The following is an 18428-nucleotide window of genomic DNA, read 5'->3' on the forward strand; positions in this document are numbered from 1 at the left end:
CTGTGCTTTATGTCAATATTCATTTAATTTCTTGGATTTTATTAATTATTACGGCCGCATTAGCCTTTATATTAAAAGATAAGCTCGCTACGATTTTCATGATGATCACCCGAGTTGTTTACATCCCAATTTTAGTTTCCGGCTTTATGCTGGCACTGTTCCGGGTCCCACGTGATCCAGTCTTAGGCAGTCTCAAGGTGATTTTGGGGTTAGCCGTCATCGCCCTTTTGGAAATCGGCTTTGCACGCAAAAATCATCACAATTTATCAGCCAACATCATTTGGACATTGGTCATCGTCTTTGCATTAACTAGTGTTCTGGGATTGTATTTGGCTAATTGGTACTTCTTTTAAATAGCCATTTAGGAATGAGGGCGGACAACGCGAAAACGTTTTGTCCGCCTTTTTTTGCTCAAATATGAGTCCTGGCCGAGTCAAAAACAAAATAGCAGCTTTAGTCTACGGTCATTATTTTTCACAGTCTCAATAACTATCACTTTTCAATTATATGCATATTGTTTTTGCGTGATATGATGTTATACTTATTTATTGATAGCAAGTCGATCGTTGGGGGCAAGGTTGATGAGCTAAATATTGTTCATTATGGAGCGCAGAGTATGGATAAATTCGCTAAACAGTTACTGATGATCTTGACAATATGCACATCCTTGCTGGCGTCTGTTGCCTTCAGTTCAAACATCGCCAAAGCTGAACCGACGATCAATACGGTCATCGAGTATTCGAAGCGGGCCAATTCACGCAAGCCCAAGCGTCAACCCGTTAAACAGCCGAAAAATCCGACTCAACTTACGGCTGACGACAAAAGTTCTGACACCAGCCCGCAACCGGTGTTGGAACAATCGGCAGCCCCATCCCCACAAGTAACACCAACACCCGCGAAATACCGTTGGGCAGATAAGACAATTACATACAAGGTTGACACCTCGTCCAACTATTACCAAAACATTTGGAAACTGGCGGTCAATCAATGGAATCAAACAAACGTGGTCAACTTAGTCGAGGTGTACTCTGCCAAGCCCGATATTACCCTGACTGTTGAGGATACCGATAACCTTCAGTACGCTGGCATGACGACACTTCACTACGACAACTCCCGGATAAACGGCTTGTTTACCTTGGGCCCGACCACGGCAACGATTTATGCCAATAACTGTTCCTTGTTCCAGTACACAACCACAGAAAAAATCCACGTTGCCGAACATGAGCTGGGGCATGCTTTGGGATTGCAGCATTCATCTTCACCGGACAGTATCATGTCCCCCACCGTTTGCGATAACGATATTTCCGCAGGCGACGTTGCCGGCTTGGCTGCAGCTTATCCATCATAAAAGTGATCTAAAAACCCGCGAGCAATTGAATGCTCGCGGGTTTTGTGTCGCATGTGGCGCTGAACTGAAACGTGTTTAACACATTATCGCCAATTCTGAATGATTTTATTAATTCAACGGCTCAGTCGATTGCATCAACTCAGGTGGCCACAATGCTAACAAGTAGCCGTAACCATCTTGGTCAAACGCCAAGCTTTCGAATTCACGTCCGGAATTGAAGGCTTGATAGTGAATATCGTCAGCGGAGAAGTTACCGCTTTGAACACCTGATGTTGGCACTGAAGTCAAGATATCATCAGAAACGAAGTAGAGGCGGTTGTTTGCCGGGTTGACTGCAACCCCTTGGTTCGTTGATCCACCACGTTTGCCGACCATAGATGATGAAGCTTGGAAGCTAACACCATTTTCGTCGAGGCGTCCGTAGAAGAACATGTAACCGCCGTTGAGCTTACGTCCCCAATAAGCATTACCATTCTTGTCAAATGCCAATGTGTGCAATTGAAGGTTGGCAGAATCGCCGTGGTACATCTTGAAGTTGTATTCACGGATTGGTTTCAACGTGTTTGGGTCCATTTCGAGAACCGTGTTGTTATCATCACGCGAAGCAAGGTCGGTCAAAGTGTTGTCTTCGGCCAGGTAGATGTGCTTGTTCTGTGGGTTGTATGACAATGTTTGACCATGGCCAATATCAACTTCTGGAGACAATTGCGCTGTTTGGGCAATGTCAACGTACTTAAACATGTCAGGATTTTGTGCCTTGGCATCGTCGATTTGTCCTTGATAAGTATCAATCTGTGATTGAATGCTGCTAATTTTGGTGTTGTACTTGGCAATCTTAGCCTTGTGCATCTTGTAAGACTTCATCCAACGCGCCATCTTGGCTGTGGCTGTCTTAACCGTCTTCTTAGCTTTTTGACGGGTATTGTATGAATACCTGTAAGATTTGGCAATCTTTTGGTACTTGGCCTTCTTGCTCTTCCAGCTGTAGTACCACTTTTGAGCATTCTTCATGTAGTTGTTCTGGTTATTTTGCCATGACTTATTCTGGTTCAACGTCGTGGTCAATGTTTGAACCTTATCAAATGCGCCTTGTAATTGCGCGTTGACTTGGTTGTATTCATCGTTATGTGCCTGCCCGTCGGTCGTGTACGGGTTAAAGTAATCAAATGCCCGCCATAACAGTAAAACGTCAGAGCCGACACCTAATTGCTGTAACTTGGCCATATTGAACTTAACGATCGCACCCTGGTTGGTGTTGGTACCGTTTGATTCAATAAAGTAAATGTTGCCGTCACCATCCAACGTGACACTTTGGAAGTTACCATGTTGGAAGTTGGAAACGTTGAAGCCATCCGGCAGGAAGAATTTAGTCTTGAATGTATTGGTTTGAGAACTTCCGGCAATCGTATTGTATGAATTACCGTAGTTGTAACCAGTTGGATCCAATGAATACTTCGTATACTTCTTACTTGTGTTCCCCGCTGGTGTCGAATTATTGACGACGTTCAACGAATTTTCGTTGTAGTCTTTTAAAACGTTACCAGAATTAACCTGCGGTATCGATCCTGCTGTTCCAGGATTGACGATCACATCGGCACTGGCAGTTGGTGCCGCAACACCAAACAAACCAGCGGACACGAATAGAAACGCCGCCGCAACGGCTAACTTAAAATGTCCCTTCATTCAATCTCACCCCAAATTTAATTATTAGAAACTTAATACGTGTACATATCCATTAAAACGACTTTCCGTGAAAATCACAAGTCTTATGACTGGATTTTATCCAAACCTAACAATTGTAATTGTTAAGTAATATTGTTTTCAGACCATATTATACATATTTGATACCCAATTTTTACACTTATTTTACATCACTGCGGTACTCTTTAGGTGTTGATACAGACGGATCATTCTGAGGAGCGATCATCATGAAGAAGTCTTCGATTACGATTATTTTAACATTACTGTTTGTCGCCACAATCGGCATTCCCGGGGTCGTCTCACACCGCCGAAATGATGCCTCGGCTTCCAACCCCAACGAAGTTTCCAAATCGTTTCGGGGAACTTGGTATGGCAATCAAGCCGACATTTATTTTGGTAAGCACAGCGTCAGTTATCATTCCGACCAAACATTTTATGAACGGTCCGGTAATTATTTTGTCTTCGGACCAACCTCGACAAAAGATTGGCGCGCATTTGGGACACCAAACACCAGTGATGTTAATTTAGCCAGGGTCACGAATCAGGATGTCGCTGGATTCGTCCAGCCGGTATTGGAAACTTACAAGGGCAATCCGCATTCTTCCGGTCCCTACAAAGTCTATTACTACACCCGAAACAGCACCGACGTCATGAAGACGATGACAGGCGAGGTCGACCGCCTGCCTAAGGCCAATGTTGAAGGCTTCAATATGGAATAAGTATCGTCATTTAAACACCAGCCAGCAGCCGGAAGAAAAGCAGCCTCCTGCCATAAAAACAAATTAGCCAATCATCCAAACCAGGATGGTTGGCTAATTTATTTATCCCATATGTTATTTCTTAAACGTCTCATTCATCACTTGAACGGTTCGAAAGACATCGTCACTCTGGGCGATCATCGAAATGACCGACACGCCGGAAACCCCGGTTTTTGGCAGCTCGACAATGTTTTCTTCCGTAATGCCGCCAATGGCAACGACTGGGAGCTTGCTTTCTTTGACCAGCGTTGCCAGGCCGTTAACCCCGATGACCGGATCGGCGTCCGCTTTTGAACCAGTCGGAAAGACCGGCCCGCTGCCAATATAACTGATTCCGGCAGTCTGGTTGGCAATGTCGACTTGTTCCTTAGTGTCACAGGACAGCCCAACAAACATGGTGCTGTCCACCTGGTCGATGACTTTTCCAACCCGCTCATCTTTTTGGCCAACATGTACCCCGTCTGCCTTGGTCTTAATGGCTAAGTCCACGTCGTCGTCAACGATAAATGGAATTTCGTAATCGGCACACATGTCACGCAAATCGGCTGCTAGTTGGTCTCGTTTTTCTCCGCTTAACGAGCCCGGTCCCTTCTCACGATACTGAAAGGCAGTGATGCCAGCTTCCATGGCTTGTTTGGCAACTTCTTGGAGGGTTTTGGTTGGATCTTTGATATCTTGCGTTCCGGCAATAAAATAGCTTCGTAACATCCCTGATTCAAATTTCAGCCCCATGCTAATCACCGTCTCCTTCAAAGGTTGCCCAGTGGTTCAATGGTCCGTGCCCATGGCCGACTTGAATCCCGTTGGCAATGGTTGCTTGAACGTATTTCTTACCAATCCGAATGGCGGTTTCGACGTCTTTTCCCTTGGCAATTTCAGCCGTGATGCACGAGGACAACGTATCGCCGGTTCCATGAGTCCGCACGGTATCAATTCGAGGCGAGCTGACCCAAAACGATTTGCCATCCTCAAGTAAAATAAAGTCTGATGATTCAGCGGATTCGGTCTGGTGGCCACCCTTGATTAAAACGTTCTTAACGCCTAAATCCTGGAGCTTCTTAGCGGCTTCAATCATTTGATCCTTGTCTTCAATCTTCATACCGGTCAGTTCTTCTGCTTCAGGCAAATTGGGCGTTAAAATATCAGCCAACGGCAGTAATTCTTCTCTCACGGTATTAATGGCATCTTCGGAAAGTAGGCGGGCACCGCCCTTGGCAACCATGACCGGGTCAACCGTTAAGGTGCCGAGGTCGTACTTTTTCAGGTTGGCAACAACGGCTTCAACGGTTGCCACATCAGCTAACATTCCTGTTTTACATGCCCGAATCTTTAAATCTGAAGCTACTGAAGCAAATTGCTCATCAATGAGTTTCTTTGGAATTGGCATGAAGTCTTGCACGCCAATTGTATTTTGTGCGGTCACCGCAACAATGACCGCTGCAGAAAAGACGTGGCGCATTTGCATCGTCTTGATGTCGGCCATCACACCGGCACCACCGCCACTATCCGTTCCAGCAATCGTCAATGTTTGAATTGTTTCGTTAACCATGATTTTTTAGTCCTCCTAATTTTTGTGTGGGGTTTGTTAAATATGCTTGAAGTTGTCTGGTTCAGTGCTGTCGCTCTCATGCTACTTGGTTTGAACGTGCTCCGACGACCGTAAACGAAGTGCAACGTCTAGCCTACTGGCGCGAACCAACTTTGACGCAAAATCGCGTGAGGTTTCTCCCCTGCTACCTAGATTAAACGTGCTCCGACGCAACTGACGCTAACTTCTAAGACAACTTTAATCGAAGCCCCAAACCCAGGGACTTCAATCAAAGTTATCTTAGAAACCGCGTCACCCGTTGCTCGTCGCACTCTGCCCTATTCAAAATTCGCATACCTCTCCACCGTCTTCACGTCTATCAAGTGGAGTTCATCTATCAATTGGACGCCAAACGATCCCGCCAGCGGCTTTTTCATCGCCTTTGCGACCACCTCTCCTGCCACGTCAAAGATGACCGTTGCCGCCTGGGCCGCCTCAAAATAATCTTTTTCAACGCCACAGAAACAGCCAATCGTACTCGACAGCATATCGCCCGAACCCACGTGGAGCTTGAACAAATCGGTTTCATTGAACACCCGGACGACCGCTTCTCCATCCGTGATGATGTCGGTCTTACCGCTTTCCACGACGACACAGTTTCGCTTCTTTGCGAGCTTCTTTGCAATTTCCACCAAATCGCCGCTTCCTTCACCGGCGTCAATTCCCTTGGCATTCCAATCCACGTCCGCCAGCGCCGCAATTTCACCTGCATTGCCCCGAATAACGGCTACATCAATCTGATCCAGCAGTTCGTTGCATCTTTCCTTTCGGTATTCCACCGCACCCACTGCGACCGGATCAATCACGATTGGCTTTTTGTACTGATTAGCAAACGTCGTGACCGCCGCAATCTGGTCCAGCTGGCTCTCAGTAAACGCCCCCAGATTCACGGTCACCGAATCAGCCATTTGGACCATGGGTTCTGCTTCGTTTTTTTCCTCCGACATGATTGGAGAAGCCCCAATCGCATTAATACCGTTCGCAACATCTTGAACCGTCACGAAGTTTGAAATGTTAAAAGCAATCGGATTCTTTTCTCGCAATGTGTTCAGTAGATCAATTTTCATCAGATAAACTTCCTTTCTTTTCCAGGTAACCATTATCAACGTATCAAAAAGCCGGAGCAAAAGACACTTGGATGTCTGCAGCTCCGGCTGGGATTTTTAACCTAACGTGGGTTTTGTCGTGAACGATTGCAACCCCATTCACGACACTTCTTGCGACAAAATGATTCTGTCGCATCAGCCACTTTCCTTCCCCAGTCCTAACTGACAGGTTCCAAGGGTACGGGCCTTTCAGGCTCATCTCAGCTGCTTTCAGCAGTTCCCCCAGTGTGCTTGGATTTGATATTCAATTCATACGCTATGCTAGCGATTGGCACCAGTTTCTCGATTAACAACTTGTTGGGCATATTTGTTCAGGGCTTCGAAAAATGCGTCCATGCAACGATCAGGCAAGAAACGTTTCATCAGCATTGCCGGTTTGGCGCCGGCACCAATCGCATAACGTGTCTTGGGTCTTCTTGAAAAGACCGCTCTGTCAACTGCTCGGGCCACCACTCTTGGCGCTGACGCAAACTTGTATGACATCGCAAAGAAGTCAGCCGAGCGTCTTGCCAGGGTCGCATACGGGCCATTTCCCGACGCGTCGATCATCCGATCCATGGCACCATCTTTCCATTCGGATTGAATGGCCCCGGGCTCAATGACAGCAACATCAATGCCAAACGGTTTGAGTTCCTGACGGAGTGAGTCACTGATGCCTTCAACGGCAAATTTGGAGCCGACATACCAACTGCCGAGAAGAATATTGCTGATTTTTCCAGCCATCGATGACATGTTGATAATCCGGCCACTGTGTTGCTGTCTCATGGTTGGAAGGACTGCTTGAATCATTTTGACCAGGCCGAAAACGTTGACCTTGAATTCGTACTCGCCTTCACTCAGCGTCACTTCTTCAACCGAGCCAAAGGCCCCCAAGCCGGCGTTATTAACCAAAACATCAATTCTGCCGGTTTCGGCAACAATTTCGCTGACGACCTTATCGATCTCGTCGTGGTCGGTCACATCCAGATGCATGGTGTGGATGCCTAAATCGTCCAACTCGTTCATGGCATATACCCGGCGGGCCAGCGCATAGACTTCCATCCCGTTTCGATAGAGGTTCTTGGCAATCTGCATGCCGATTCCAGATGACGCGCCTGTAACAATCGCAACTTTTTGATCCATAGTAATCCCTCCCGAACCTGTTTTAAATTAATTCAAGTATATCACGATAAAGCGGTCACATGGGCTTTACTCTGCAATTCTAATAGTGTTAATATGCTAATCAAACACAATGAAATGGAGACGGTAAAATGGTTAGAATCAGGCCAATTAAACCCGCTGATGACGCGCCCTTGGCGACCATTATCAGAACGTCATTAAAATCTTACGGGCTGGATATCCCAGGCACCGCCTATTTTGATAAGGAATTGGATCATTTGAGTGACTTCTACGATAAATCAGCTCAGCGGGAATACTTTGTCGCCGTAAACGAAGTCGACACCGTCCTGGGTGGCGCCGGAATTGCAGAATTTGACATCGCAAATCAAGTTGCCGAACTGCAAAAGCTTTACTTAACAGAAGCCGCCCGTGGCCAACACTTAAGCTATCGGCTGCTGGACACCGCAGTCGGCTTTGCCAAGGGTGCCGGATACAAAACTATTTATTTGGAGACTCACCATTCATTGGTGGAAGCCATTCACCTCTATCAAGATTATGGCTTTTCGGACCTCGGCCACCCGCTGAATAACGGCGAGCACTCATCAATGGATAAATTTTTTGTACTTAATCTCTAAAACACTTTAAAATAAGACTAGATACAGATTAGGAGGCAAACAAAATGGCACTAACAGATACGTACACTTTATATAATGGCGTCAAGATCCCCCAAGTCGGCTTTGGTACCTGGCAGTCTGCAGACGGAGATGAAGCTTATCACGCCGTTTTGGCAGCTTTAAATGCCGGTTATCGCCACATTGACACTGCTGCGGCGTACGGCAACGAAGAAAGCGTCGGCCAAGCAATCAAAGATAGTGGCGTTCCCCGAGAGGATTTGTTCGTCACAACCAAGCTTTGGAATGCGGATCACGGCTATGAAAAGACTAAGCAGGCTTTTGGACGCTCTCTGGAAAAATTGAAATTGGATTACGTGAACCTCTATCTCATTCACTGGCCAAATCCAGTTGACTTCCGGGATAATTGGCAGGAAGCAAACGCCGAATCATGGCGGGCAATGGAAGAATTTTACGAGCAGGGTGCCGCCAAGGCGATCGGTGTTTCCAACTTCAGGCCTAAGCATTTGAATGCCCTATTGGAAACCGCCAAAGTTAAGCCGATGGTCAACCAGATGTTCATTAATCCATCGGATATGCAGCCAGCCGTCGTGGAATATAATGACGACCACGATATCTTGACGGAAGCTTACAGCCCACTGGGAACCGGCGAAATCTTCAAGATTCCTGAATTGACTGAAATCGGTCGAAAATACGACAAGACACCTGCTCAAGTGGTCCTCCGTTGGTCACTGCAGCACGGCTTCTTGCCATTACCGAAGTCGGTCCACGAAAAGTACATCAAGGAAAATGCCGACATCTTTGATTTCAACTTATCAAATTCAGACATGAAAACAATTGATGGCTTCCACGGAAAAGCCGGTTTGGCAACAGATCCGGATCAGGCAACCTGGTAACATTTTTCAGCTAAATAACCACAACTCATTTGGGACCGTGACAAAACACTGTTTTGCCGACGGTCCCTTTACTATTATTTTGCAAACCGGCAACCACTCATTTTGGCTCGCCCACATACGAATTTTATGCGCGATGTGCTATCATACTAGTAACTACAAATATTAAGGACGGTTCAATGTATAACAATAATTCTGAAGTTCACGTAGACGAAGGTGAACACTTAACCATTCAAATTAAGCGCCTTGGAATCAATGGTGAAGGGATCGGTTATTACGAGCACAAATTGGTGTTTGTACCCGGCGCCCTGCCAACCGAAAAAGTCGTCGTTGAAGTGACCGACGATTTGAATAATTTCATTCGCGCAAAATTAATTGAAATTCTCACAAAAAGTCAGGACCGGGTGGATCCCGTTGACGCTTATGCAAATGAAGTCGGCGGCTTTGAGCTGGAGAATTTGGCGTACCCGAAACAGCTGGAATTCAAGCGGGATGTCGTCCGTGACTCCCTTGAAAAATTCAAGCCCACCGGTTATCGCAAATTTAAATTATTACCTACTATTGGGATGGATGATCCGACCCACTACCGCAACAAGGCCACCTTTCAAATTCGTAAGGATGAAGACGGCAACACCATCGCCGGCCTATACAAAGCCCGCAGTCACGATGTGGTCGATTTAAAAACATCCGCGCTTCAATACCCGTTGACGATGAAAGTCATGCGGGCAGTCGTGGCAATGATCGATGAATTAGGGATTCCTGCGTACGACGAAGAAAAAAACAGCGGCATCATCAAAACGGTTGTCGTTCGGGCAGCCATTGCTACTGACCAAGTCCAGGTCACGTTTATCACCCAAAGCCAAAAGCTGCTCAAAAAGCATCAGTTATTGGAACGAATCAAAGCTGAACTACCCGAAGTCATATCGGTTATGCAAAACGTCAATCCGGGTAAAACATCCCTGATTTGGGGCGATGAAACCATTCATTTGGCAGGTCGTGAGACAATCACCGAAGTCCTCAACGGCTTAAAGTTTGATTTGTCTGCCAGAGCCTTCTTGCAGGCGAACCCGGAAATGACCCGGGTTCTCTACGATGAAGCCTTCAAAGCCCTTGATCTCAGGGGAAACGAAAAGCTGGTCGATGCTTATTCCGGCGTTGGAACAATTGGTTTATCCGTCGCCAAACAAGTCCGTGAAGTCCGCGGAATGGATACCATCAAAGCAGCGGTGGATGACGCAAATGCCAATTCAGTTAGAAACGGCATTTTTAACTGTCTGTATGAAGTTGGTGAAGCTGAAAAGCTCTTACCCGAATGGATTGACGGTGGCTGGACACCAACCGCGTTAATTGTTGATCCGCCACGGACTGGGCTGGCCGATTCACTGATTGACACCATTTTGGATATTGTGCCAAAGAAATTTGTCTATATTTCTTGTAATCCATCGACTTTGGCACAGGATTTAGTAAAATTAACGCAGAAGTACAATGTCGAATACATCCAATCAGTTGATTTGATGCCACAAACATCGCGCTGTGAATGTGTTGTGAAATTTAAAAAGAAGTAACCAAGTAGTCTGAAAGGAGGTTCCCCATGCAAAACCCATTTGGTAACGGCAATAACGACGACAATAATCAAAACGATCCCAACACTCCGGGTAATTTGCCGATCCCACCAAATTTTGCCACCGTGGTGAACAAGGAAAACGGCCAGATTCGAATTGCCAAGGTCGGCCCGTCGTTTACGGCCTTATTCTTTAACCTCTGGGTGCCAATTTTTCGGTCAGACTGGTACAACCTGTTATGTATGGCGGGCGTCGAAATCATTGCCGGAATGGCGCTCTCACTTGGAATGGGCGAACCGTTTCAAGTCGCCTATTCCGTTGGCTCATATGGTCTGGGAATCGTTTGGATGCTGATATACAATATGATGTACTTCAAACATTTGTTTAACTTGGGATTCGTTCCCGCCGACGAGCATTCCAAGGAAATATTAACGGACGCCCGATATTGGAAAGAACCAACTGACAAAAATGACGCATAGCAAAAATCCTTCAACTTCTTGATTCACAAGTTGAAGGATTTTTCTGTCTTTCGGGCATGTTGTTCCCGTTTAAATTTTAACTTTATAGGCTCTCGTAGCATCCACAGCAGCTTGCCAGCCCCGATAGAGCTTGGCCCGCCTTGAATCTTCCATGTTGGGCTTAAAGGTTCGGCCAGGTTCTGCGAGTTCTTTGACTTCATCAATATCCTTCCAAAAACCAACTGCCAGCCCTGCTAAAATGGCGGCCCCAAACGCGGTGGTGTTTTCGTCCGCCGCCCGTTGGATTGGGATATTTAAGATGTCTGCTTGAAACTGCATTAAGTAACTGTTCCGAGACGCACCACCATCAGCCATCAGTTCGGGAATATGCATACTGGTGTCTTTTTCCATGGTTTGGATGATATCTTTTGTGCCATAGGCGATCGACTGTAGCGTTGCCTTGACGAAGTCATCCTTAGTGGTTCCCCGAGTCAGCCCAAACACTGCCCCACGGACGTCTTGTTCCCAGTATGGCGCACCTAACCCGTTGAAGGCAGGCACTACGTATACTTCATCGTCATCTTCCGAATTCATGGCGGCCTGACGGGATTCCGGTACGTTATCGATCAGTTGCAGACTATCAGCTAACCATGACAAGGCCGTTCCGGCAGCAAAAATCGAGCCTTCAAGTGCATATGTGACTTTGCCATTAAAATTATATGCAATGGTTGTCAACAGATTATCATCTGAAATTTCTGGTTTGGAACCAGTGTTCATCATGATAAAGGCACCATCACCATAAGTATTTTTGATCATCCCGGGTTCAAACGCGAGCTGGCCAATCAATGCAGCCGACTGGTCACCGGCAATGCCGGCAATTGGGACTTCGATTCCATAAAATTGATAATTCTTTGTCGTTCCGTAAAGTTCGCTGGAAGTCTTCACTTCGGGCAGCATCGACTTTGGAATGTTTAATAATTTCAAGATATCGTCATCCCACTGGAGGGTATGAATGTTAAACAGCATCGTCCGGCTGGCATTGGAATAATCAGTGACGTGATATTCGCCGCCAGAGAGTTTCCAAACCAACCAGGTATCAACCGTCCCAAAAATCAGCTCACCTTTTTCTGCCCGTTCTTGAGCACCGTCAACGTGATCCAAAATCCAACGGGCCTTGGTAGCTGAGAAATACGAATCGATAATTAGGCCCGTCTTCTTATGGACCATCCCTGAATAGCCCTCATTCTTCAATTTACGGGCCAATGCGGCCGTTTGCTTAGACTGCCAACCAATTGCATTATAAATCGGTTCACCGGTCTCCTTGTCCCAGATAATCGTCGTTTCACGTTGGTTAACGATTCCAATTCCCTCAATATCTTCGGGATGGATCCCAGCATCAATGAACGCAGACGAAATCACGTTCAGAACGGATGTCCAAATTTCATTGGGATCCGTTTCAACCCAATCGTTATGTGGAATGACTTGCTTAACCGGCTTGGATGCTTCGATCACCTTTCGACCATTGTGATCAAATATCATAGCTCGCGTGGAAGTCGTCCCTTGATCAATTGATAATACGTACTTTGGTCTGTCTGTTAACATTAAATTCCCTCCGATCACTAGAAAGCGATTACATCTTTTTTGAAAAAATTTTAAATGCGCAACTTTTTGATTTTTGATCGCACCTTTATTGTATTAAAAAAGCACATTATGAACTATACCATAACGTGCATTGCAATTCAAATTGCCTGTTCAATAACTTTTGTGAAGTGTTACTCAACTAGACCAATTAACGTTTTACTTGAACGTGAATGTCGTCACCGTTGTCATTGAGCTCTTCGTTATAACTAAAGTTGGCTTCAGTGAAGTAATCTTTGATTTCTTTGTTGACGTTTTCCAACGGACGATGGTCCCCGTCTTGTCGGTTAATCACGATTTCGTATTCCTTCTTATCATCGTCGGTGTTTACAAAATTGTAGATCACATCAACTGTATTTAAAATTTCTTGAATCAATTGGCGTTCAGTCATTTTAATACCCCTTTCACTTTACCTATATATCCACTTTAGCGCTAAATGCAAAAAAATGTTATAAAAATATTCTAAAGTTTCGCTTGTGAGAAAAATTGTTTACATTCAGCAGATTTGTGAACTATACTTAAGTTTATCATAAGAGGTGACAATGATGACTATTGCAACTAAAGAAATTTCAAATGAATTGATGAATGCGTACAAAAGCAAAAAGTTGGTACGAATTGAAACCGGTGACGGCACGCTGACAGGAAGTGTCGCCGCGGTTAACGATGACCAGGCTTTCATCAACCGTCCCGCAAAGGGCGTAACGGTCATCAAGCTCGATACCATCGAAAAAGTCAGCTTGTTGGGTTGAACTGACGTGAAATGTGAATGAACCGGATTGTGATGCGCTTTAGCTGCTGGAGTGAACTGGTGGCTGGGGGCGTTTTTTTGTGGTTATTTTCTGGATTTTGTGTTGATCGCAAACACAGTGCAGCACCTAGTCCTGTGGACGACACCCCTGACCCTTACTACAGAAGGTAAAAAAACTGGCGATGAACAAAATCGTTCAGACGCTCTACTGATTCAGAGTCAAGAATTTTTCAGGTTTAGATCGGTTATTTGATTTTGCGTTCCCTTCTGCCTCTCAATCACGCTCCGACGACCCAGGGCCCTACTGCATAAGATCGACAAACAAAATCTTTGAGTGCTCTAGTAACTTACAGTTTAATATTTTACCCAGTTCGATCGTTTATTTGATTTTGTGGTTCCTTCTGCCTCTGAGCTATGCTCCGACACCCCTGACCCTTACTACAGAAGGTAAAAAACTGGCGATGAACAAAAATCGTTCATCACCAGTTTTTTACCTTCTGCTCCAGGGTCAACCCGGGGTTTGTCGCACACTATTTGTTTTTCTCATACATCACATTTTCAAACTTCTTACGCAGCTTCTCCGTCAATAAAATAATGTTTTTTGGTGGTCTGTTGACGCTGAAATCGAAACAGAATCTTAACGGGACGCCCATATTGAAATCCTGTTCAAACGTCGTTACCTGCTTTGGATCAATATCCGGCTTATAGCCCATCAAGACCTGCATTCCTAATCTTTTATGCGCATCCCAATTTTTAGTTTCTCTATGGCCATCCAACAGCTGGCGGACCTTGATCGTATCCAGCGCCCTAATCAACGTATCCACATTACTAATTTTGTGTTGAACACCCAAGAAAATAAAATATCTTCTCATCACCGGGATAACCGACGTAAAAAAAACGTTTGTCGCGGCGATCTTCTCTGGGAACAACGTTAAAACAACTTCTTTGACCGATGTTGCAGTATAACGCCTCGGATTACGTAATTGATATTTATAGGCCAATCCGACAAATGCCTGCGTAATGTATCCAGCAGCTGCCCTTTCCGGCTTCGTTAACTTTCGATATGAGCGGGTTGTTTGAAACCGTCTAAACCATAAACGATTGTTTTCGAAATGTTTTTCAGCTTCTACTTCCGAATATTGTTGTTCCACAAGACCGCCTCCTCTAAAACAGATATTAACACGATTGACTAAAGAACAGTATCAATTTGACCCGACGCTTGATAAGCCCGATATTTTCAAACCGAATTAATTATTATACAATGGAGTTCATTGGGAATTTAAGGAGATTATCGTACATAATGGCTAAAATGAAAGATTTCAAACAGCGCCTTTATTATTTAGGCCTTTCAATCATCATCAATTCGGCTGGAAACGCGCTGGCCATTTCTTCAAACCTGGGAAGTGCCGTTTGGACCGGTTCTGCCGTTAACCTCTCGAAATGGATCAACATCCCACTGGGAACGACCCTGTTTCTTTACGGAATTATTGTGACCATTTCCAACCAGTTACTCTTGGGTTCATTTGACCGGCGGCGATTCTTTTCCAACCTGCTGTTCACCGTACCGTTCAGCTACCTGGTTGCCTTTTTTACCTGGATTTTTAACACAATCAGCGTTCCTGAACAAGATTTCTACATTCGACTAATCCTCGACATCATTGGCCTGTACTGTGTTGCGATGGCCGTTTCAATGTATTCTCGGTCTAATTTGATTATGCATCCAAACGATGATTTGGCTTACATCATCCGCTTTAAATACATTCATGGCAGTGCCGTCATTTCACAGTGGCTCAGTTATATCCCGCCAATTTTGATTATCGGTGCTTCCTACGTCTTTACTGGCAAGCTTTACGCAATTGGCTTCGGGACAGTTTTTGCCCTCCTTTTCCAAGGGGCAATGATGAAATGGTCGGACACCCACGCCTTTCCAAAGCTTAAGCACCACGTCGATCTTTGATGAACTCAGCAATTTGTCTAAAGGTCTTTTTTGTTTCCGACAACTTGAACCACAATGTGTAATCATGCCAAGCATCCTTAAAGGTGGTTGGCAGTGGATTGGCGCCCTCCGCTTGGGCCATGGCATCAATCAACTTCAAATCAGAAGGAACCAGCATTTCATTTTCTCCATAAAAGATCTGAACGTCACCAATATTTTTTAAGTTGGCCGAATTAAAAACGTCCTGCCATTTTTCGGCAGATGCCCCATCAGTAAACCAGCCGCCAATTTCCTGTAATGTTGGCAGATCCAGCAAAATATCATTTTCAGCACGCTTGGCAATTTCAGGATCGGTCAGCTTCATGTCCAGCCATGGTGAAATCAGACTGGTTCCTAAAACCTTGCCTGGATTGTCCATGAGTAGCTGAAGAGCAAGCTTTGCCCCCGCTGAGTCGGCCACGATAAATAGTGGCAAGTCATCGTTGACGACCTTATCGAAGACGGCTTGCGAAAAGGCCAACATATCATCAGCTGAGTTTGTTGGCAGCAACGGAAAATCCGCAATCTGTAGACGGCTATTCGCAGCCTGGGCAATTTGGGTAATCATTTCCAGTTGGTCCTCATTCATCGGGACGGTAAAAGCACCCCCGTGGAAGTACAAAATCTGACTGGTGGGATCCGCGACCGTCTCGATGGTCACGAGTTGTCCTTTTTTAACCGGATAAATTTTGTATTCGTTTTCATTTTTCCGGAAAAGATTGATCTTTTGATTGGGTTTGATAAAACTATGGGCGACACTTTTCTTGTAGTCCTCAGCGCGAAACTTCCTAAGATACCTTTTCGCCATAAAACTCATTGCGATTCCTCCTTCAAAAACCATTTGTTGGTATCAATTGTAATACAAATCAAATTTATCGCACAAATTGTGGTCAAACTCAGAAAAGTTCACAAAATCTTCACAAATTATTCAAAGTTTAAACACATTATTTCGCTATAGTATTAGGTGAAACATAAAGTGATGTATCACTTTGTGCGAGCAATAGATTAAATCCCCCTTTAATTTATTACTTTTGTATTCATATTCTTCCCCTAGAATAAATATAGGTAAACGGAAATAAGGCATCCCCGTGCCTTATTTTTTTATCCATAAATCTTGACCGCATCGATAAATTCACAAAATCTTCACAATTTGGTCACACTTTATTCAGATTTATTTAGTATCATAGTAACTGTAAAGTTGTAAGCAGACAACTTTCACTTCGCAAATTGTCATAATGATAAATTCACTTTTGATTAAACCTTATCTCCCCCTCAAAAGATTAAGGTCTTAAAGAAGCCGGGCGCGTTAGTCATGGCTTTTTTTGTTGGCTAAAAAAGCATTTTGGGTGTTCACTACCATTAGAATCACTTTACATAAGCAGTCCGATGAACATTGCATTTTGTTTTACTAATATTCACAAAAGTTTCACACTTTATTCGCACATTATTTACATTTTTACGTTATATTATAGACATGAGCAAGAGATAAACAGTGATTTATTTCTACTCACCCCCAATAATATTGAGAAGTAAGTTAATGCTGCCATTGATCTACTTTTCACAGCAACCCTTATAATTCATATTCCCCTCAGAATATTGAACGAAAAGGTCTGACACCCCCCTGTCAGGCCTTTTTTCATGTCGTATTTTATCGCAATAAGAGGATATAATTAAATTAAACTAACCCGAAAGGAAAACCGTAATGCCAAAATACCAGCCAAAGTATCAATCCAGATTCAAAAAACACTATCAAAATATGATCAGAGCGAATCGCTACACTGAAGCTGAATTCAAAGTTGTTGAAGACCAAATTTTAAGCGGAAAGCCGGTGGCTGAAAAATACGATGACCACGTCATTAAAAGCCGCAAACCGCAACGCGCCTTATTTATCAAGGGCAGTTGGCTACTCATTTATGAGGTAGTGGGTGATACGGTGCGCTTTTTAGATACCGGCAGACATGGCGAAATTTAAGAGACAGCAAAACGAGTTGGAAGTCAGTGGCTGAACTGATTTTCCAACTCTTTTTTTAGTCCACATAACCAAACGTCAAAATCGTTGCAAAATTGCGCATCGTCCGCCATGATAAAGCCATTAAATTAAACTGCATCAAACACTACAAACCTAAGGAGTACGCACATGAAAGCAGCAATTATCAATGATTTTACAAGAGGTCCTGAATATGGCGAGTTTCCCGATCCGCCCGTTAACGATGGTGAAGTCGAACTTCACGTTTTAGCAGCGGCCGTCAGCCAACTAGCCCGTGCCCGCGCAAACGGCACTCACTATTCGGCAACCAGCACGTTGCCCATCGTTCCGGGCGTTGACGCGGTTGGGGAGACCGATGATGGTGAACATTTTTATTTCAATAGCGGCAATCCCGTTTATGGCACCTTTGCGGAAAAAGCGGTTGTCAATCGAAGAGCCTTGTTTCCAATCGACAACGCGGCTGACCCCGCAACAGTTGCCGCCACAGCCAATCCGGCAATGTCATCTTTTATGGCAATCAAAGAACGGTTGGGAGAAGATAAGGTTCGGGGCAAACGTGTTTTGGTATTGGGCGCGACTGGTGCTTCCGGTCAGCTGGCGATTCCCATCAGCATTGGTTTCGGGGCATCAGAAGTGATTGGTGTTGGCCGAAATCCCGAAAAATTAGCAAAATTAAGCCGATTCGGTGCCTCGTCGACGATTAAATTGACGGATAATGACGACGATTTAAAAGCAAATTTGGAAAAGATTGGCGACGTCGACGTGGTTTTGGATTACCTGTGGGGAGACGTTGCGGCCACGATGATTGCCAACATGATTTCGCAACGCAAAGACCCGCAGCACACTTTAACTTGGATTCAGATCGGCTCAATGGCAGGCCAGAGCGCCCCATTAAAGGGCAGCCTCTTTAGAAGCTGTCTAAAATCTCTTAAGTAA

At 44.9% G+C, this 18428-nt stretch carries 20 protein-coding genes; 11 read left to right on the plus strand and 9 right to left on the minus strand.

What is annotated here, in order from left to right:
- The first annotated feature begins 2 nt into the window (after positions 1-2).
- Positions 3-353 (plus strand): YisL family protein, encoded by a 351-nt coding sequence (locus FC51_RS11270; protein WP_057910365.1) that lies wholly within the window; start codon positions 3-5, stop codon positions 351-353.
- 263 nt (positions 354-616) lie between these two features.
- Positions 617-1348 carry a matrixin family metalloprotease gene (locus FC51_RS11275; protein ID WP_057910366.1) on the plus strand — a complete coding sequence of 244 codons (732 nt, stop codon included), beginning with the start codon at positions 617-619 and terminating at the stop codon, positions 1346-1348.
- A 108-nt stretch (positions 1349-1456) separates the two neighbouring features.
- Here the strand turns inward: FC51_RS11275 and FC51_RS11280 are convergent, their stop codons facing one another.
- On the minus strand, positions 1457-3031 hold the full coding sequence (locus tag FC51_RS11280; RefSeq protein WP_057910367.1) for a hypothetical protein: 1575 nt from the start codon (positions 3029-3031) through the stop codon (positions 1457-1459).
- A 245-nt stretch (positions 3032-3276) separates the two neighbouring features.
- Between FC51_RS11280 and FC51_RS11285 the strand changes: the two genes are divergently transcribed.
- Positions 3277-3768, plus strand: coding sequence for a hypothetical protein (locus FC51_RS11285; protein ID WP_057910368.1), 492 nt, complete (start codon positions 3277-3279; stop codon positions 3766-3768).
- 114 nt (positions 3769-3882) lie between these two features.
- On the opposite strand, the gene thiE is transcribed toward FC51_RS11285, so the two are convergent.
- The 4 genes from thiE to FC51_RS11310 all read right to left on the minus strand — a co-directional run bounded on the left by thiE (position 3883) and on the right by FC51_RS11310 (position 7623).
- Positions 3883-4539, minus strand: coding sequence for a thiamine phosphate synthase (thiE, locus tag FC51_RS11290; protein WP_057910369.1), 657 nt, complete (start codon positions 4537-4539; stop codon positions 3883-3885).
- A gap of 1 nt (position 4540) precedes the next feature.
- On the minus strand, positions 4541-5356 hold the full coding sequence (gene thiD / locus FC51_RS11295) for a bifunctional hydroxymethylpyrimidine kinase/phosphomethylpyrimidine kinase (RefSeq protein ID WP_057910370.1): 816 nt from the start codon (positions 5354-5356) through the stop codon (positions 4541-4543).
- Positions 5357-5673: 317 nt separating this feature from the next.
- On the minus strand, positions 5674-6462 hold the full coding sequence (gene thiM, locus FC51_RS11300) for a hydroxyethylthiazole kinase (protein ID WP_057910371.1): 789 nt from the start codon (positions 6460-6462) through the stop codon (positions 5674-5676).
- A gap of 300 nt (positions 6463-6762) precedes the next feature.
- Positions 6763-7623 carry an oxidoreductase gene (locus tag FC51_RS11310; protein ID WP_057910373.1) on the minus strand — a complete coding sequence of 287 codons (861 nt, stop codon included), beginning with the start codon at positions 7621-7623 and terminating at the stop codon, positions 6763-6765.
- A gap of 128 nt (positions 7624-7751) precedes the next feature.
- On the opposite strand from FC51_RS11310, the gene FC51_RS11315 reads away from it, so the two are divergent.
- The 4 genes from FC51_RS11315 (at position 7752) to FC51_RS11330 (ending at position 11165) form a co-directional block, all read left to right on the plus strand.
- Positions 7752-8234 carry a GNAT family N-acetyltransferase gene (locus tag FC51_RS11315; protein ID WP_057910374.1) on the plus strand — a complete coding sequence of 161 codons (483 nt, stop codon included), beginning with the start codon at positions 7752-7754 and terminating at the stop codon, positions 8232-8234.
- 44 nt (positions 8235-8278) lie between these two features.
- Complete coding sequence (locus FC51_RS11320) at positions 8279-9127, plus strand: aldo/keto reductase (RefSeq protein ID WP_057910375.1); 849 nt, start codon at positions 8279-8281, stop codon at positions 9125-9127.
- 176 nt (positions 9128-9303) lie between these two features.
- Complete coding sequence (gene rlmD / locus FC51_RS11325; protein ID WP_057910376.1) at positions 9304-10689, plus strand: 23S rRNA (uracil(1939)-C(5))-methyltransferase RlmD; 1386 nt, start codon at positions 9304-9306, stop codon at positions 10687-10689.
- 26 nt (positions 10690-10715) lie between these two features.
- On the plus strand, positions 10716-11165 hold the full coding sequence (locus tag FC51_RS11330; RefSeq protein WP_057910377.1) for a hypothetical protein: 450 nt from the start codon (positions 10716-10718) through the stop codon (positions 11163-11165).
- A gap of 69 nt (positions 11166-11234) precedes the next feature.
- On the opposite strand, the gene glpK is transcribed toward FC51_RS11330, so the two are convergent.
- On the minus strand, positions 11235-12746 hold the full coding sequence (gene glpK, locus FC51_RS11335) for a glycerol kinase GlpK (protein ID WP_057910378.1): 1512 nt from the start codon (positions 12744-12746) through the stop codon (positions 11235-11237).
- Positions 12747-12933: 187 nt separating this feature from the next.
- Positions 12934-13173: a hypothetical protein gene (locus FC51_RS11340; protein ID WP_057910379.1), complete on the minus strand. Its 240-nt coding sequence runs from the start codon at positions 13171-13173 to the stop codon at positions 12934-12936.
- A gap of 154 nt (positions 13174-13327) precedes the next feature.
- Here FC51_RS11340 and FC51_RS11345 point away from each other — a divergent pair, with 154 nt between their 5' ends.
- On the plus strand, positions 13328-13531 hold the full coding sequence (locus tag FC51_RS11345) for a hypothetical protein (RefSeq protein ID WP_225355067.1): 204 nt from the start codon (positions 13328-13330) through the stop codon (positions 13529-13531).
- A 529-nt stretch (positions 13532-14060) separates the two neighbouring features.
- Here FC51_RS11345 and FC51_RS11350 read toward each other — a convergent pair.
- Positions 14061-14681 carry a hypothetical protein gene (locus FC51_RS11350; RefSeq protein WP_057910381.1) on the minus strand — a complete coding sequence of 207 codons (621 nt, stop codon included), beginning with the start codon at positions 14679-14681 and terminating at the stop codon, positions 14061-14063.
- 149 nt (positions 14682-14830) lie between these two features.
- Here FC51_RS11350 and FC51_RS11355 point away from each other — a divergent pair, with 149 nt between their 5' ends.
- Positions 14831-15487 carry a YczE/YyaS/YitT family protein gene (locus FC51_RS11355; RefSeq protein ID WP_057910382.1) on the plus strand — a complete coding sequence of 219 codons (657 nt, stop codon included), beginning with the start codon at positions 14831-14833 and terminating at the stop codon, positions 15485-15487.
- Here the strand turns inward: FC51_RS11355 and FC51_RS11360 are convergent.
- Positions 15465-16322: an alpha/beta hydrolase gene (locus FC51_RS11360; protein WP_057910383.1), complete on the minus strand. Its 858-nt coding sequence runs from the start codon at positions 16320-16322 to the stop codon at positions 15465-15467. The two genes, FC51_RS11355 and FC51_RS11360, sit on opposite strands and share 23 nt — an antisense overlap.
- Before the next feature lie 885 nt (positions 16323-17207).
- On the opposite strand from FC51_RS11360, the gene FC51_RS11365 reads away from it, so the two are divergent.
- Together FC51_RS11365 and FC51_RS11370 are read left to right on the plus strand one after the other, a co-directional pair.
- On the plus strand, positions 17208-17477 hold the full coding sequence (locus tag FC51_RS11365; protein ID WP_057910384.1) for a type II toxin-antitoxin system RelE/ParE family toxin: 270 nt from the start codon (positions 17208-17210) through the stop codon (positions 17475-17477).
- Between the two features lie 165 nt (positions 17478-17642).
- The gene (locus FC51_RS11370) at positions 17643-18428 is read left to right on the plus strand and encodes a zinc-binding dehydrogenase (RefSeq protein WP_225362299.1); all 786 of its coding nucleotides are present in this window, start codon (positions 17643-17645) and stop codon (positions 18426-18428) included.

Origin of the sequence: Lentilactobacillus parabuchneri DSM 5707 = NBRC 107865 (assembly GCF_001435315.1) — a bacterium.
In the GTDB taxonomy this organism is placed as follows: domain Bacteria; phylum Bacillota; class Bacilli; order Lactobacillales; family Lactobacillaceae; genus Lentilactobacillus; species Lentilactobacillus parabuchneri.

Coding starts and splice junctions, on each gene's coding strand:
- FC51_RS11275 (WP_057910366.1), top strand. CDS start 617: ATGGATAAATTCGCTAAACAGTTACTGATGATCTTGACAATATGCACA.
- FC51_RS11280 (WP_057910367.1), bottom strand. CDS start 3,031: ATGAAGGGACATTTTAAGTTAGCCGTTGCGGCGGCGTTTCTATTCGTG.
- FC51_RS11285 (WP_057910368.1), top strand. CDS start 3,277: ATGAAGAAGTCTTCGATTACGATTATTTTAACATTACTGTTTGTCGCC.
- thiE (WP_057910369.1), bottom strand. CDS start 4,539: ATGGGGCTGAAATTTGAATCAGGGATGTTACGAAGCTATTTTATTGCC.
- thiD (WP_057910370.1), bottom strand. CDS start 5,356: ATGGTTAACGAAACAATTCAAACATTGACGATTGCTGGAACGGATAGT.
- thiM (WP_057910371.1), bottom strand. CDS start 6,462: ATGAAAATTGATCTACTGAACACATTGCGAGAAAAGAATCCGATTGCT.
- FC51_RS11310 (WP_057910373.1), bottom strand. CDS start 7,623: ATGGATCAAAAAGTTGCGATTGTTACAGGCGCGTCATCTGGAATCGGC.
- FC51_RS11315 (WP_057910374.1), top strand. CDS start 7,752: ATGGTTAGAATCAGGCCAATTAAACCCGCTGATGACGCGCCCTTGGCG.
- FC51_RS11320 (WP_057910375.1), top strand. CDS start 8,279: ATGGCACTAACAGATACGTACACTTTATATAATGGCGTCAAGATCCCC.
- rlmD (WP_057910376.1), top strand. CDS start 9,304: ATGTATAACAATAATTCTGAAGTTCACGTAGACGAAGGTGAACACTTA.
- FC51_RS11330 (WP_057910377.1), top strand. CDS start 10,716: ATGCAAAACCCATTTGGTAACGGCAATAACGACGACAATAATCAAAAC.
- glpK (WP_057910378.1), bottom strand. CDS start 12,746: ATGTTAACAGACAGACCAAAGTACGTATTATCAATTGATCAAGGGACG.
- FC51_RS11340 (WP_057910379.1), bottom strand. CDS start 13,173: ATGACTGAACGCCAATTGATTCAAGAAATTTTAAATACAGTTGATGTG.
- FC51_RS11345 (WP_225355067.1), top strand. CDS start 13,328: ATGACTATTGCAACTAAAGAAATTTCAAATGAATTGATGAATGCGTAC.
- FC51_RS11355 (WP_057910382.1), top strand. CDS start 14,831: ATGGCTAAAATGAAAGATTTCAAACAGCGCCTTTATTATTTAGGCCTT.
- FC51_RS11360 (WP_057910383.1), bottom strand. CDS start 16,322: ATGAGTTTTATGGCGAAAAGGTATCTTAGGAAGTTTCGCGCTGAGGAC.
- FC51_RS11365 (WP_057910384.1), top strand. CDS start 17,208: ATGCCAAAATACCAGCCAAAGTATCAATCCAGATTCAAAAAACACTAT.
- FC51_RS11370 (WP_225362299.1), top strand. CDS start 17,643: ATGAAAGCAGCAATTATCAATGATTTTACAAGAGGTCCTGAATATGGC.